4 protein-coding genes are annotated in these 15,696 nt (G+C 74.3%); 1 reads left to right on the top strand and 3 read right to left on the bottom strand.

From position 1 onward, the window contains the following. Positions 1-33 precede the first annotated feature (33 nt). Together AB0435_RS03480 and AB0435_RS03475 are read right to left on the bottom strand one after the other, a co-directional pair. Complete coding sequence (locus AB0435_RS03480; RefSeq protein ID WP_366426096.1) at positions 34-3,861, bottom strand: beta-ketoacyl synthase N-terminal-like domain-containing protein; 3,828 nt, start codon at positions 3,859-3,861, stop codon at positions 34-36. Further along, positions 3,854-12,661: an amino acid adenylation domain-containing protein gene (locus tag AB0435_RS03475; RefSeq protein WP_366426095.1), complete on the bottom strand. Its 8,808-nt coding sequence runs from the start codon at positions 12,659-12,661 to the stop codon at positions 3,854-3,856. Before AB0435_RS03475 ends, AB0435_RS03480 begins: the two co-directional genes overlap by 8 nt. Before the next feature lie 406 nt (positions 12,662-13,067). Here AB0435_RS03475 and AB0435_RS03470 point away from each other — a divergent pair, with 406 nt between their 5' ends. Then, a complete protein-coding gene (locus tag AB0435_RS03470; RefSeq protein ID WP_366426094.1) occupies positions 13,068-14,351 on the top strand; it encodes a protein kinase in 1,284 nt (427 codons plus the stop codon). Between the two features lie 209 nt (positions 14,352-14,560). On the opposite strand, the gene AB0435_RS03465 is transcribed toward AB0435_RS03470, so the two are convergent. Next, positions 14,561-15,688, bottom strand: a complete 1,128-nt coding sequence (locus AB0435_RS03465; RefSeq protein WP_366426093.1) for an AbrB family transcriptional regulator — start codon at positions 15,686-15,688, stop codon at positions 14,561-14,563. Positions 15,689-15,696 lie beyond the last annotated feature (8 nt).

Here is a 15,696-nt window from a genome sequence, read left to right as displayed (position 1 = left end):
GTTCCTTTCCGTAGGTGGAGCGGTGGTGCGCCGTCAGTGGCCGGACTGCTGGAGGGTGGCCGCCAGCACCGCGCCGATGCGGGCGAGCGGTTCGGGCTCGGTCATCTCGTGATGGCTGCACGGCACGGGGTGGTCGTGGAGGACACCGGTGACGTAGGGGCGCCAGCCGTCGGCCGTCAGGGAGCCGAGCGACGGGCGGTCGGCCTCGGCGGGCGCGCCGGTGGCGCTGAAGAACAGCACGTCGCCCTCGAACACCTCGGGGGACAGCTCGGGCCCGACGCGGAGGTTGTTCCGGATGATCCGGGCGAAGGCCGCCGCCTCCTCGGCCGTCACGGCCGAACGCCCGCCGCTCCCCTCCCGGGCGGTGCGGCCGACCAGGTCCAGCACCTCCGCCACGTCCTGCGGCGCCGGGCCGTCCGTGACCCGCACGCCGGTGATCCGCAGCAGCAGGGCGGCGACCTGGCGCTCCGTCTCCTCCGGCCGCTGGGCGTACTGGTGTCCCAGGGGCGAGTCCAGCATCGCCAGCAGTTCGACCCGCTCGCCCAGGCGTTGCAGGGTGGTGGCCATGGCGTGGGCCACGGTGCCGCCGAAGGACCAGCCGAGGATCCGGTAGGGGCCTTCGGGCTGGATCTCCCGCATGTGCGCGAGGTAGGAGTCGATCATCTCCTTGGCGTCGGCGGCCGGTTCGTGCCGGCCGTCCAGGCCGTGGGCCTGGATCCCGTACACCGGCTGCCGCCCGCCGAGGTGCGCCAGCAGGCCGGCGTAGCGCCAGGCGATGCCACCGCCGGGGTGGACGCAGAACAGGGGTGTGCGGTCGCCTTCCGTGCGCAGCGGCAGCACGGGGGCGAACGCCTCCTGGCCCGCGGCCTCGCGGCCCGATCCGTCCAGCAGGCGGGCGATGGTGGGCGCGGCCAGGATGGCGCCCGCGGACACCCCCGGGAGCGAGGTGGCGTTCAGCCGTGCGGCCAGCAGGACGGCGCGCATCGAGTCGCCGCCCAGGTCGAAGAAGTTGTCGTGGATACCGATCCGGTCGATGCCGAGGGCCTGTTCCCACTGCTCGGCCACGGTGCGTTCGTCATCGGTGCGGGGCGCGGTGTACGGGGTCGCCAGGTGCGGGCGCGGCGCCCCGGTGGGGGCCGGGGTGGCGGCCCCGGGATCCGCCGGGGCGTCCTCGGTGCGGGCTTCCGGCTGTGGCGGGGCGGCGGCCGCCGGGATCCAGTGGCGGCGGCGGTCGAAGGCGTAGCCGGGCAGCGGAGTCGCGCGGCGGGGCGGTGCCGTGCCGTCGGCGGGCGCGAGTTCGACGGGGACCCCGGCCGTCCAGAGGCGGGCGAGCGCCTCGGTGAACAGCTGGCTGTCCGGCCGCTCGGCCTTGGCCTGCCGCATGGTCGGCACGGTGGTGGGGGCCTCGTCGCCCAGGATGCCGTGCGCCAGCTTGGTGAGGGAGTTCCCGGGGCCGACCTCGACGAGCAGGGGCCTGCCGCGCTCCCACAGCCGGGTCAGGCCGTCGGCGAAGCGCACGGTGTGGCGGGTGTGGTCGAGCCAGTGGCGGGCACCGGTCGCCTGCTCGGGGGTGATCCAGGTGCCGGTGACGTTGGTGACGTAGGGGATCCGCGGCGGGCGCAGGGTGACGCCGCGCAGTGCTTCGGCGTAGTCGTCGAGGATCGGGTCGAGCACCGAGGAGTGCCCCGCGGCGGACATGGCCAGGCGGCGGTGCGGGATGCCGAGGGCGAGCAGCCGCTGTTCCAGTGCGTCGACTTCTTCGTCGCGGCCCGCGACGGCACAGGACCCGGGTCCGTTGACCGCGGTCAACGAGAGCCCGTCGGTGAGGAGTTCACGGATCCGCTCCTCGCCGAGGGCGACACCGAGGGTGCTGCCGCCGGCCGAGGTGATGAGCCGCATGCGTTCGGCGACCAGCGGCAGCATCTCCTCCAGGGAGAGCACTCCGGCGAGGCAGGCGGCGGTGTACTCGCCGAGCGAGTGGCCGATGAGCGCGTCCGGCCGCACTCCGCGGCGCATCAGCGCCGTGGCGAGCGCGTACTCGGTGACGACCAGGGACAGGAAGCCGTCCACGTCGCCGAGTTCCGGGCGCTCGTACAGCGCGGTGCGCAGGTCGTGGCCGAGGACGGGCCGCAGGATGCGGGCGCACTGGTCGACGGTGTCGCGGAAGTCCGCTTCCTGGCGGTAGAGCTGCGCGCCCATACCGGCGTACTGGGTTCCGCCGCCGGGCAGCAGGAAGGCGACGGCGGGGGCCTGGCCGCTGTGTACGGCGGGGCTCGCGGGGCAGGGCTCGCGCAGCAGTTCCGCGGCGTCGGCGGTGGTCGCGGCGACCAGCGCCGAGCGGTGGGGCATGGCGGGGCGGTGGACGCGCAGGGTGTGGGCGACCTCGTCGAGGGCGAGTTGGGGGTGGGCGTCCAGGTGCCGGGCCAGCTCTTCGCGCTGCCCGCGCAGGGCGCCGGCGGTACGGGCCGACAGCGGGAGGACCTGCCAGGACGGCTCGTCCACGGAGCCGGCCGACGGCTGCGCGCCGGGGGCCGTCGGCGCCTCCTCCAGGACGAGGTGGGCGTTGGTGCCGCCGAGGCCGAAGGCACTGACGGCGGCCCGGCGCGGGGTCGGCCCGGCCGGCCAGTCCTCCAGGGTGGTGGGCACCCGGAACGGGCTCGTCGCGAAGTCGATCAGCGGGTTGGGGTCGGCGAAGTGCAGGCTCGGCGGGATCTGCCGGTGTTCCAGTGCCAGCACGGTCTTGATGAAGCCGGCCATGCCGGCCGCGGCCCCCAGGTGGCCGATGTTGGTCTTGACCGACCCGAGTGCGCAGAACCGCTCGCGGTCGGTGCTCTCCCTGATGGCCTGGGTGAGCGCCGTGACCTCGATCGGGTCGCCGATGCGGGTGGCGGTGCCGTGTGCCTCGACGTAGCCGAGGGAGTCGGCGTCGATACCGGCCTCCGCCTGGGCCGCGAGGATCGCCTCGGCCTGGCCCTCGACGCTCGGGGCGTTGAAGCCCACTTTGCGGCGGCCGTCGTTGTTGATGGCCGAGCCCTTGATCACGGCTCGGACGCGGTCGCCGTCGGCCACGGCGTCCGCCAGGCGCTTGAGGACCACCGCGCCGACGCCGTCGCCGGGGACGGTGCCCGCGGCGCGGGCGTCGAAGGCCCGGCAGTGGCCGTCCGGGGAGAACGTGCCGTCGGGGACGTACCGGTAGCCGAGCTTCGCCCCCGGGCCGAGGGAGACCGCCGCGGCCAGCGCGACGTCGCAGGCGTGGTTCAGCAGGTCCTGGCAGGCGGTGTGGATGGCGACGAGACCGGTGGAGCAGGCGGTCTGCACGGCCAGGCTGGGGCCGGTCAGGCCCAGGTCGTAGGAGACGCGGGTGGCCAGCGCGCCGAGCGAGTTGGCGTTGGCGGCGTGGACCAGCGCCATCGTCGAGCGCTCCGCGACGATCTTGGGGTAGACGTGCGCGGTGTAGTACCGGCTCTCGCCGGCGCCCGCGTAGACACCGACCCGGTGCCCGTCGTGGCCGGTCGCGAGGCCCGCCGCCTCCAGGGCGTGGTAGGCGCTCTCGAGGAGGAGCCGCTGCTGGGGGTCGATGAGTTCGGCCTCGGCGGGGCTGTAGCCGAAGAACGCGGCGTCGAACCGGTCGATGCCCTCGATGACCGAGGCCACCCGCACCAGGTTCCGGTCGGCCAGGTCGTCCGGGTCGCCGCCCGCCGCCAGGTACTCCTCGTCGGTGACCGGGCGGATGGACTCCTTCCCGGCGGCGAGGTTCGCCCAGAACTCCTCGACGGTGTCGGCGCCGGGGAAGCGCGCGGCCATGGCGATGACCGCGATGTCGTTGTCGTGCGCGTAGGCGCTCTGTGCTGTCTCATCCATCGTGCTGGGCCTTCTTCTGCTGGGTGGCCTGCTTGCGTGCCGCGCGCCGTCGCTGTGCTTGTTGCCGTGCCAGCTCCAGGGCGCTGCCCGGGGCGGAGCCGTCGGCCGGGGATGTCGCTGCCGGTGTGGCCTCCGGTGTGCCGTGGGCGGCCGGGAGGAGGCCGCTGCCGGTGAGGTGCCGGGCCAGCGCCTCGACCGTGGGGTGGCGGAAGAGGTCCACCACGCTCAGGTCGCAGCCCAGTCGGCTGTTGACCGCGGTCTGGGCCTTGACCAGCAGCAGGGAGTTGCCGCCGAGGTCGAAGAAGTTCTCCTCCGTGCCGACGTGGTCCCGTCCCAGTGCCTGGCACCAGATCGCGGACAGCTTCTCGCGCAGTTCCCTGTCGCCGGCCGTGGTCTCCTCCGCCGCGGCGGCGGGTCCGGCCGGCCCGGCCGCCCGCAGCACCCACCGGTCGGCGGCGCCCGCCCGCTGGGCGGCGTCGGCGGCACCGTGGTGGACGGCCCCGACGTCGGCACCGTCCTGGAAGACCACCCGGGCCGCCACGCGGTGCACCGTGCGCGCGGGGGCGAGCACTTGGCCGCGCACCCAGGGAGCGCCGCGGTCCACTCCGACGAGGACGTGCGGGGTGTCGAGGGAGCGGGCCAGGTCGAAGGAGCGCAGCGCGGCGGCCTCGTCCAGGATCCGGTAGCCGCGTGCCTCGGTCAGCTCCTTGAGGCCGTAGCCGCGGCTCATGCCGAGTTCGTCCCACATGCTCCAGGCCAGGCTGCGCGCGTCGAGTCCGGCGCGGCGCTGGTGTGCCGCGAGGGCGTCGAGGAAGGCGTTGGCCGCGGCGTAGGCGCCGCTCATGGCGCCGCCGAAGTAGCCGTTGACGGAGGAGAAGGAGAGGAAGGACCGCGCCGAGTGCGCCAGGGCCAGCCGGTGCAGGACCCATCCGCCGGTGACCTTCGCGGCCAGCGCCGCGCGCCACTGCTCCGGGTCGTACTCCGAGGCGGCGCGCTGCTCGAACTCCCCTGCCAGGTGGAGCACTCCGGCCAGCGGCGCCGACCAGTGGGCGGCGGCCTTCTCCACGGCGGCGCACACCTGCGCGACGTCGGTGATGTCGGCGGCGGCGTACTGTACGGCGCCGCGCTCGCGCAGTGCGCGGTAGGCCTCTATCCGCCGGGCGGTCTCCCCGCCCGCGGCGAGGTGGGCGTCCCAGGTGTGCTCTTCGGGGAGCTCGCTGCGGCCGAGGAGGAGGAGCCGGGTGCCGGGGGTCTTGAGCAGGTGTCCGGCGATGCGCGGGGCGACCCCGCCGAGCCCGCCGCTGATGACGTGGAAGCCTTCCTCGGCGCCGGGCCGGGTCTGCGGCAGCGGGTCGGGCAGCGGTGCCAGCCGGCGCACCCAGCGCCGGCCCGCCCGGTGGGCGACCTCGGTCTCGGTCGTCGGGACCGCCGCCTCGGCGAGGATCAGCCAGGCGATGTGGGCGGAGTCCTCGGCCGGTACGTCCACCCAGCAGGTGCTGAGCCAGGGCAGTTCCTGCGGGAGGCTCTTGAGGAGACCGCCCGCGGCCGCGTGGTCGTAGCGGGCGTGCTCGTCGGGCAGGACCTGCTGGTTCCGGCAGGTGACCAGGTGGAGCCGGACGCGCCGGCCGGGGACGTGCGCCTCCGCCAGGGCCCGGGTCAGGCACAGCAGGCTGTCGGAGCTGTCCCGTTGGGCGGCCAGCAGGGCCTCCACGGAGTCCGGTTCCTGGTGCGGGTCCCGGGCGGAGAGGGCGCCCAGGTGCAGGACGGCGTCCACCGGGCGGCCGTCCGCGGCCAGGCCGGCGAGCAGCCGGCGGTAGTCCTCGACGGCGTCGGCGCGGACGCGGTAGCGGGCCGCGTCCAGGCGGTCGTACTCCTCGGCCCCGGTGACGACCGTCGCCGTCGCGCCCTGGCTCCGGAGCCCGTCGGCCACCGCGTCGGCCACGTCGGCGGCCAGGTCCCCGTGTCCGGCCAGGATCAGGGTGTGCCGCGCCGGTTCCAGGGGCCGGTGGTGGACTTCGGCCCGCTGCCACACCGGGCGCAGGAACCAGTCCGGCACGGTGGCCGCGGTCTCGAGGAGGATCTCGGCGCGGCGTACGGCCTCGTCGAACTCCCCCGCCTCGAACTGCTTGCGCAGCCGGGTCCGCCGGATCTTGCCGATCTCGGTCTTGGGGATGTCCTCCGGTGTCACCGGTATCAGGTGGGCGGGGCTGACGCCGATCTCCCGGGTGACCTTCCCCCGGATCGTCCGCAGCGCCTGCCGGACGTCCTCGCCGGGGGTCACGCACACGAACAGCGCGAGCTCGTCGGTGCTCGCCGCGGGGTCGGTGCGCACCGCGCAGGCCGCGGTGAACGAGCGCTCCACCAAGGGGAGTTCCTCGGCGCACGCCTCGATCTCGTGGCTGTAGTGGTTGACGCCGTTGACGATGATGACGTCCTTGGCGCGGCCGGTGATGTACAGCTCGCCGGAGCGCAGATACGCGAGGTCACCGGTCTCGAACCAGCCCTCGTCGGTGAACGACTCCTCGTTCTGGGCCGGGTTGTCGTGGTAGCCGGAGGTCACCGAGGTGCCGCGGACCTGGAACCGGCCGACGGTCCCCTCGGGCACGATCCGGCCGAGGTCGTCGACGACGCGCATGGCGAAGCCGGGATAGGGCAGCCCGCAGCTGACGAACGCGCTCTCCTGGGGAAGGGGCTCGGGCGGCAGTTGCGCGTCCGTCACCACCGAGGAGGTCTCGGACATGCCCCAGCCGGGGTGCATGACGGTGGGCGGCATCCCGAACGGCGCCAGAACCTCCAGGAAGCGCCGGGCGGTCGCGGCGACGACGACCTCCCCCGCGTTCATCACCAGGCGGACCGGCGAGAGGTCCCAGGTGCGGCCGCCCATCCGGTGGGCGTGCTCGCCGAGCAGTCCGAAGGCGAAGTTGGGCGCCCAAGTCACGGTGGCCCGGTGGCGGTCAGCCAGGTCCATCCACCGCAGCGGGTCCTCCAGGATCCACGAGGTGGGCGCGTGGACCTGGCGGCAGCCCAGGAAGACGTCGCGGAGGTGGAACATCACCACGCCGGTGACGTGGTCGAGGGGGATCCAGTTCAGCGAGACGTCGTCCTCGGTCAGCCCGTTCATCGCGGCGGCGGCCGCGGCGCGGGTCAGGACGTTGCGGTGGCTGAGCCGGACCGCCTTGGGCAGGCCGGTGCTGCCGGAGGTCAGCAGCATCAGGAGCACGTCGTCGGGCTCCGCCGGGTGCCAGTCGTGGTCGGCCGACGCGGCGCGCAGCTCGGTCACGGTGGTGAGCCGGGGCGCGGGCCACTCCCGGCGCGCGGCCAGCTCGCCCAGCGCGGTCCCGTGTGCGGCGGAGGCGACGATCCAGGGGCGGTCCAGCATCCGCCAGACACCCTCCAGTTTGGCCACCGCCGCCGATTCGAGCTGGTAGGAGGGGGGAACCGTGAGCGGCACGGTGACGAATCCGCCCAGGACGCAGCCCCAGAGGGCCGCGAGGAAGTCCTCGGTGTCCTCGCACTGGAGGATGACCCGGTCCCCCGGGCGCAGCCCGCGCTGCCGCAGTCCGCCCAGCACCCGGGAGGCCTCCTCGGCGAGGCTCGCGTAGTCGCGTCGCGCGGTGCTGCCGTCGGCCCGTACGTGGACGACCTCGCCCTGCGGTCCGGCGGCGGTCGCCCGGCGCAGGGCCTCGGGCCAGGTGCGCGCGGCGGGTTCGGGCAGGGGCGGGCCTTCGCTGAGGGAGGGGACGGCCGCGCCGGGAGCCGTCCGGTCCGCGGCGGTGGCCGGGGCGGTGCCGTCGGGGGCGGCGGGTGTGCGCGCGGCCGCCGTTCCCAGGTGCAGCCGGCCCAGGGGCTCGGTCACCTCTTCGAGGCCGACCGCCGCGGAGCCGACGCCGGGCAGCGCTGTCAGGGCCTCCCGCCACTGCTCCGCCACGCCGATGTCGATCCGGGGAAACGGTTCGAGCGCGGTGAGGTCCGGGGTGCCCTCGGGGGTGCGGGGCAGCGCCGAGACGGCGACCAGGCGCGGTGCCTGGCCGGGGTGCGCGGTGGTGCGCCGCAGTTCCTTCGCCGCTTGCTCGACGGCGGACTCCCTGGTGGGGACGGCCAGTACGGTCGGCCGTCCGGGCTCGTCGTCGCGGGGCGGCAGCACCAGGAAGTCGCGGATGCCGTCCATCGCGAGCAGAGCGCGCTCCAGCGGCGCCGGGTCGAAGGTCTCGCCCGCTGCCGCCGGGGCGGGAGCCGGGCGTGTCCGGGGCGCGGGCAAGTCGCTGACGCGCAGCCGGGGTTCGGCGGTGACGGCGTCGAGCAGGGCGCGCAGGGCCTCGGCCAGGTGCTCGACGGTGTCCGGGTCGAAGAGGTCCGCGTCGTACTCGACGTGGCAGTGGAGGCCGCCGGGGGTGCCGTCGGCGTGGCGGCGCTCCAGCACGTCGACGAAGAGGTCGAACTTCGCCGTACCGGTCGGGACGGGCTCCAGCGTGGCGCGGTTGCCGCCGAGCCGCAGGACGGCCTCGGTGTTGTTCTGGAGGGCCAGCATCACCTGGAACAGCGGGTGCCGGTCGGCGGTCCTGGCGGGCTTGAGCTCGTCCACCAGGCGGTCGAAGGGCAGGTCCTGGTGGTCGTAGGCGGCCAGGTCCGCGTCCCGCGTCCGGGCGAGCAGTTCGCGGAACTCCGGGTCGCCGGAGGTGTCGGTGCGCAGCACGACGGTGTTGGTGATCAGGCCGACCAGGTCGTCGAGCGCCTCGTCGGCGCGCCCGGCCACCGGGGTGCCGATGGGGATGTCGCTGCCGCTGCCGCAGCGGGTGAGGAGGGCGGCGAGGGCGCTCTGCAGCACCATGAAGAGGCTGACGTCGCTGTCGCGTGCGAGGCCGAGGAGGTCGCGGTGGAGGCCGGGGGCGAGCTCCAGCTCCAGATGGCCGCCGCGGCGGGCGGAGGTCCGGCGCGCTCGGTCGACGGGCAGCGGTATCTCCTCCGGCAGCCCGGCCAGCGCCGTCCTCCAGAACTCCATCTGACGACCCATCAGGCTGGCTGCCGTGCCCTCCTCGCTCAGCAGGGCGCGCTGCCACAGGGCGTAGTCGGCGTACTGGACCGGCAGCGGCTCCCAGTGCGGCGCGCGGCCTTCGAGGCGTGCGGCGTAGGCGGCCGAGAGGTCGTCGGCCAGCGGGCGCAGCGACCAGCCGTCGGCCGCGGCGTGGTGCACGACGATGACGAGCGTGCGCGCTCCGGACGGGGGTCCGTACAGCCCGGCCCACAGGGGCGCGTCCCGCGTGAGGTCGAAGCGGTGGCGCGCCGCGGCGGCGACGTGGGCGCCGGTCTCCGGCTCGGGGCAGTCGACGATCTGGAGGACGGGCCGTACGGTACCGGGCGCGCGGATCTCCTGGTGCGGTACGCCGTCGGTCTGCGGCAGGAGCGTGCGCAGGCTCTCGTGCCGGTCGGTCACGTCGGCCAGGGCGGCCCGCAGGGCGTCGTGGTCGATCCCGTGGACCAGCCGGACGGCGAAGGGGATGTTGTAGGTGGCCGCCGCCGTGTCCAGCCGGCTGAGGAACCACAGGCCCTGCTGGGCGCTGGCGAGCGGGACGCGCTCCGGCCGCTCGGCCGGGGCCAGGGGCGGCCGGGCGGGGGCGGTCTCCGCGGAGTCCGGCAGGTGCTCGGCGATCTGGGCCGGGGTGGGCGTGGAGAAGACCACGGCCATCGGCACCTCGGCGCCGGTCGCAGCGCGCAGCCGGGTCAGCAGCCGGGCCGCGAGCAGGGACTGGCCGCCGAGGTCGAAGAAGTTGTCGTCGATGCCGACGGTGTCCCCGGGCAGCCGCAGGAGTTCCTCATAGAGCCGGCAGACCAGGGCCTGGGTCTCGGTGGCGGGGGCCCGGCCGCCGGCCGCCGCGGCGAAGTCGGGCGCGGGCAGCGCCCGGGTGTCCAGCTTGCCGTTGGCGGTCAGCGGCAGGGCGTACACGACGAGGCAGGCGGCCGGGACCATGTGCCCGGGCAGCAGCCCTGCCAGGTGGGCGCGGAGCTCCGCCGGGTCGGGGAGGTGCCCCGGGCGGGGCACGGCGTAGGCGAGGAGCGTCCGTTCGGCGGCGGCGTCGTCATCGTCCGTCGCGCGGGCGATGACGACGGCCTGGGCGACGTCCGGGTGCCGGAGGAGCGCGGCCTCGATCTCGCCGGGCTCGATACGGAATCCCCGGATCTTGATCTGCTGGTCGGCGCGCCCGGCGTACTCCAGCGTGCCGTCGGCGCACCGGCGGGCCAGGTCGCCGGTGCGGTACATCCGCTCCCCCGGTTCCCCGAACGGGTCGGCCACGAACCGCTCGGCGGTCAGCTCGGGGCGGCCGAGGTAGTCGCGGGCCAGGCCCGCGCCGGCCACGTACATCTCGCCCACCCGGCCGGGCGGCACCGGTTGCAGGCAGTGGTCCAGCACGTATATGCGCAGGTCCGGCAGCGGAGAGCCGATGGCGCTGCCCGCCCGCTCGTCCTCGGTCATCGCCCGGGTCACGCGCTGGTGGGTGACGTGGACGGTCGTCTCGGTGATGCCGTACATGTTGACCAGCTCGGGCGCGTCCTCGCCGTGCCGGTCGGTCCAGGGGCGCAGGCGGGCGGGTTCCAGGGCCTCGCCGCCGAGGACGACGTAGCGCAGGGCGAGCCCGTCGGCGTCCGGGGCCTCCCCGTCTGCCTGGATCAACTGCCGGAAGGCGGAAGGGGTCTGGCTCAGGACGGTGACGCGCTCACGGCGCAGCAGTTCCAGGAAGTCGCGGGGGGAACGGCTGGTCGCGTGCGGGACGACCACGAGACGGCCGCCGTGCAGCAGCGCGCCCCAGATCTCCCAGACGGAGAAGTCGAAGGCGTAGGAGTGGAAGCACGTCCACACGTCCTCCTCGCCGAAGGTGAAGTGCGCGGCGGACGCCTCGAAGAGCCGGACGACGTTGGAGTGGGGGATCCGCACCCCCTTGGGGCGGCCGGTGGAGCCGGAGGTGTGGATGACGTACGCGATGTCGTCCGTGGTGAGCGGTGCCGTCCGGTCGGCGGCGGTGAGGTCGGCGGCGGGGCGCGCGGCCAGGTCGCGGTCGACGGCGGGGTCCCCGAGGACGACCGTGGCGGTGTCCAGGTCCGGCAGCTCCCGCACGGTGTCGGCCCGCGTCACGAGGATCGGGGGGCGCGTGTCCTCGATCACCGCGCGGAGCCGTTCGACGGGATAGCCGGGGTCCAGGGGCACGTAGGCGGCGCCGGACTTGAGCACGGCGAGGAGGCCGGCCACCAGGTCCACGGAGCGGGGCAGCGCCAGGGCCACGGTCCGCCCCGGACCCGCCCCGCGCTCGACGAGCAGGCGGGCGAGCCGATTGGCGCGGGCGTTGAGCTCCCCGTAGGTCAGGGCGGTGCCGTCGCAGGTGACCGCCACCGCGTCAGGAGTACGGGCCGCCCGCTCCTCGAAGCGCGCGGGCACCGTGGCACCGGCCCCGGGCCGCCGCGTGCCGCCGGCGCGGTCGTACGAGGGGTGTTCCCCGGCTCCCAGCAATGTCGTACGGCCCAGGGGCAGTTCCGGCTCGGCGGCGGCGAGCTGGTCGAGCAGGCGCAGGAACCGCTCCTGGTGGTCGGCCAGCGCGGCCTCGGTGTACAGCGCGGGGTTGGCGTCGAAGAAGAGGCGCAGCCCGGTGCCGTCCGCACCTGGCCGCACGACCACCGACAGGTCCTCCACGGGGCCCGCCGACAGGTGGTGGTTGGTCGCGGGGTGGCCGGCGAAGGAGGGTTCGCCCGCGAACGACATGAAGTTGACCAGGGGGCCGTGCAGGCGCCGGGAGCCGCCCAGCAGTCTGAGGTCACGGCGCAGTTCCTCGCCGCGGTACCGCTGGTGCGCGCGCAGGTCGCGCAGTTCCGCGGCGACGGAGCGGACGAGTTCGCCGATGGTGGTGGCCGGGGTCAGGGCCAGGCGCAGCGGCAGGATGCCCGACGTCACGCCGGGGGTCCGCAGGGCGGCGGAGCCGCGCCGGTTCAGCACGGGCACGCCGAGGACGATGTCCGGGGCGCCGGTGGAGCGGTGGACGTACGCCGCGGTGGCGGCGAGGAAGAGTTCGGCCAGGCCCGCGCCCATGCGCTCCGCGGCGGCCGTCAGCCGTGCGGTGTCGGCCCCGGTCAGGACGGTGGAGCGGCGGAGCGACACCGGGGACGGAGCTGCGGTGCCTTCGGTGAGGCCGACGGCGTCGGGGGCATCGGCGAGGCGTGCGCTCCAGTAGGCGCGGTCGCGTTCGTGGTGTCCGGACGCGCGGTAGGCGCGCTCCTCGTCGAGGAGTCTGCTCAGGGGAGCGAACGCCTCCTTGACCTGCTGCCCGGAGGCGAGCGCGGTGTACGTCTCGGCCAGCCGCTGGATGACGAGCTTGAAGCCGTAGCCGTCGAGCAGGACGTGGTGCGCGCGCAGGTACCAGAACCAGCGGTCGGGCGCCGCCTTGACGAGGGCCTGCGTGAAGAGCGGCCCCTCGGTGAGCTCGACGGCGGTCGCGAGGTCGGCGCGCATCCATGTCTCGGCCGCCGCGCGCGGGTCGGGTTCCTCGCTGACGTCCATGAGGTGCAGGGGCCAGTCGGCGGGCGGCGTCACGTGGGCGCGCGGTCCGTCGGCGGTCTCGGTGAGGCGCAGCCCGAACGTCTCCGCCTCGGCGACCGTGCGGCGCAGCGCGGTCTCGAAGAGCTCCGTGTCGACCGGGCCGTGGATCTCCACGTACTCACCGGTGTTGTAGGCCGCGTTCGCCGGGTCGAGCCGCTGGGCGAACCAGATGCCCTCCAGCGCACCCGACAGCGGGAGGCCGGCGTCCTCAGGAAAAGACATCGCTTCAGTCCTTAATAGATTGCACGGAAGGAGCCTGGCGAGACAATCGCACGGGGTAATGTCGAGGCGCTGATGGCCGGTTCCGCGAGCGACAAGCGCCACGGAAGAGGCATTCCTTCCTTCAAGATCCACCCTGCACGAGGAAAAGTCGGCCGGTCAAGTGAAAGGCTGCGAATGTGGAGGTGAACGGAGGTCGTGGCGCGTGAATGCAGCCCCAACAAAGCTGTACTGACTGCCTGTTGAGCGAATTTCAGGATGCCCGGAGGCGATTCCGCGGTCACTTCCGGAAGCCATACCTCAAGGTTATGCACCCATGACCAACCGGACTTGGACAGGCATGGGGCCGGATCCTCATAATTCCCTCAGGCTTTATTTCATTTCCTGGAGACGGTGAAAGGCACCTGGTATGCACCGCGTGTTGTGTCCGCTGGAGACCTTCTATGCCGCGCAGCGGAGCCGCGCCGTGGTCTCCTGCACCGTGCGCGGTGACATCGACGAGTCGCTGCTCGCGGCGGCGTTCGCCGCCCAGCTCGCGCGGCACCCTTCGTTGCGCAGCCGGATCGAGCCGGAGGGGGCGGGCCACGCCCTGCGCCCGCTGAGCGGTCCCGACGTGCCGGAGCTGGTCGTGCTGCCGGGCGGCCCGGACGGTCTCGCGGACGAGCTCAACGCCCCCTTCTCCGCCCACGGCCCCCTGGCCCGGGCCGTCCTGCTCCGCGGCGGGGCCGAGCACACCTTCGTCCTGACCTTGGACCACACCGTCTGCGACGGGCTCAGCGCCCTCGCCCTGCACGACGCCCTGTGGGGCGCCTATTCCGCGCTCGCCACCACGGGCACGGCCGCCCCGCTCCCCCGGGAGGACTGGCCGGCCGCTGTCACGGACCGGCTTCCACCGTGCCCCGACGAGGAGGTCCAACAGCACCTCGCCCGTCGGATCGAGCACGCGCGGAGGTTCCCCGTCACCTCGCTGCCGTACGAGGCCGCGACAGGGAACCACGAACCGCACCGGCGACGGGTGGAAGTGCGGCGTCTGCTGCTCTCGTCCGACGCGACCGCACGACTGCTGCGCTTCTCACGGGCCACGGGGGTGTCCATGCAGGGGCTGGTCGCGGCCGCGCTCCTCATCGCCGTCCGGCGCAGGCTCGGCGGCGGCGCGGGGCCCCGGACGCTGGGCTGTCTCTCGCCCGTGGACCTGCGGTCCCGGCTGACGCCACCGCTGCCCCGCGAGCTCATGCTCCCGGCCGTCGCCACGTATCTGGACGCGCTGGAGGTCACCGGCGACGACGACCCCGTGGAGCTGGGGCGGCGGCTGGGCGCGAACCTGCGCTCCGCCGTCGGACGCGGGGACTTCCTGCGGGAGTTGCGCATACAGCAGCACGTGCCGCGCCACCCGGGGCTGATGACCACCAGCGTGGTGGCGACCAACCTCGGCGCCCACCGCACTCCCCCGGCCCCACCCGGCCTGAGCCTCACCGACCTGCGCGTCATCCCGGTCCGCGAGCGGTACTACCCCGAGGCCGGACGCGGCCCCGTGATGGGGTGCATCGCTTCTTTCGACGGCCGGCTCCGCGTCGAATTCCCCTACAGCACCGAGTGCTTCACCGGCGAACAGATCCAGGAGGTCCGCGACGCCGCGCACGCGATCCTGCTCTCCCTCACGGACAGGGCCGCAGTGGCCCGGGCGTATGTCTGAGGCGGGAGTGGCCGACGCCCCGGGCGGACAGCGGCTCCGCCCGTCCCGGCCGAGGCGGGCCTGCTGCCCGTGAGGGCAGGGACGGCTCAGGCCAGGACGGCCACGACCACCGCGAGAGAGGGCCGACGGGACAGGAGGAACTCCTGGGTGGGGCGAGGCCGGTCGACAACCGGCTGATCATCGCGCGCCTGCGGGACCGCCGGGCCGCGTCAAGAACGGCGCCGGAGCCGTACGGCCGAGCGGATGAGGAGCGGAGTGAGCAGCACCATCGCGAACAGGCGCAGGCTCTGCACGCTGGAGATCAGCGGCACGTTCGCGTGTGTGGACACGGCCGTCGCGAGGACGGCGTTGATGCCGCCCGGTGTGGTGGCCAGATAGGCGTCGGCCAGCGGGATGTGCGCGGTGACGGACAGCAGCCAGGCCAGGGCCGCGCACGCGGCGCTGACGGCGAGGGTGCAGGCCAGGGTGATCGGCAGCAGATGCCGTACGCGTACCACGGCGGGGCGGGTGAAGCGCAGGCCGATGTCCAGGCCGACCGCGGTGAACAGGGCTGTACGCAGCAGGCCGGTCGGTGCGAAGCCGGTGGCGAGGCCGGTGCCCGTCGCGGCGGCGGCGAGCAGCATCGGACCGAGCAGCACGGGACTGGGCAGGCGCACCCAGCGCCCGGCCACGGAGCCGACGGTCGCGACAACTGCCAGCAGCAGCAATCCTGTTCCCTGTCGCGGTCCGTCGACCAGGTGCCACGCCACCGCTCGGGCCACTGCCCGCCCGGGGGTGGTGGGGGTGGAGACGAGCAGTGCCTGGACGAGCACGGGAGCGGTGGCGGCGACGAGGGCGACGCGCAGGTATTGCATGAAGGCGACGAGGCGGGGGTCGGCGTCGAGCTCTTCGGCGCAGGAGACCACGGCGGCCGATCCGCCGGCGACCATGCCCAGCGTCGCGGTGGCCCGGTCCACGCGCCCGACCCGTGTCAGCACCGCGGCGGCGGCCAGGCCGAGCACGGCGGTGGCGGCGGTGACCGCCGTCAGCGGGAGGACGGCCGCCGACGCCTGGTCGAGGGTTCGCGGGTCGAGGTAGCTGCCCATCAGCACGCCGAGGAGTGCCTGGGAGCAGCGGTTCACTCGTACGGGGAGTCTTCCGGCGGTGAATCCGGCGAGCGCGAGGGCGAGTCCGGCCAGCATCGGGGCCAGCAGATGCGGGGCGGGCACCAACGGCTCGGCCACCTCGCCCACGGCGTACGCGGCTACGGCGAGGGCCGGCCATACGGTCCGGCGGCGTCGGGGAGGGTGGGCGAGCGAGGGCGGCGGGGCTACCGCGCACCGGGGAGTCGTGACCACATCCGAGA

It is taken from the genome of Streptomyces sp. NPDC051173, assembly GCF_040689515.1.
Lineage (GTDB): Bacteria > Actinomycetota > Actinomycetes > Streptomycetales > Streptomycetaceae > Streptomyces.
The sequence above is the reverse complement of the archived record's forward strand: the minus strand, read 5'-3'. Positions and strand labels throughout refer to the sequence as shown.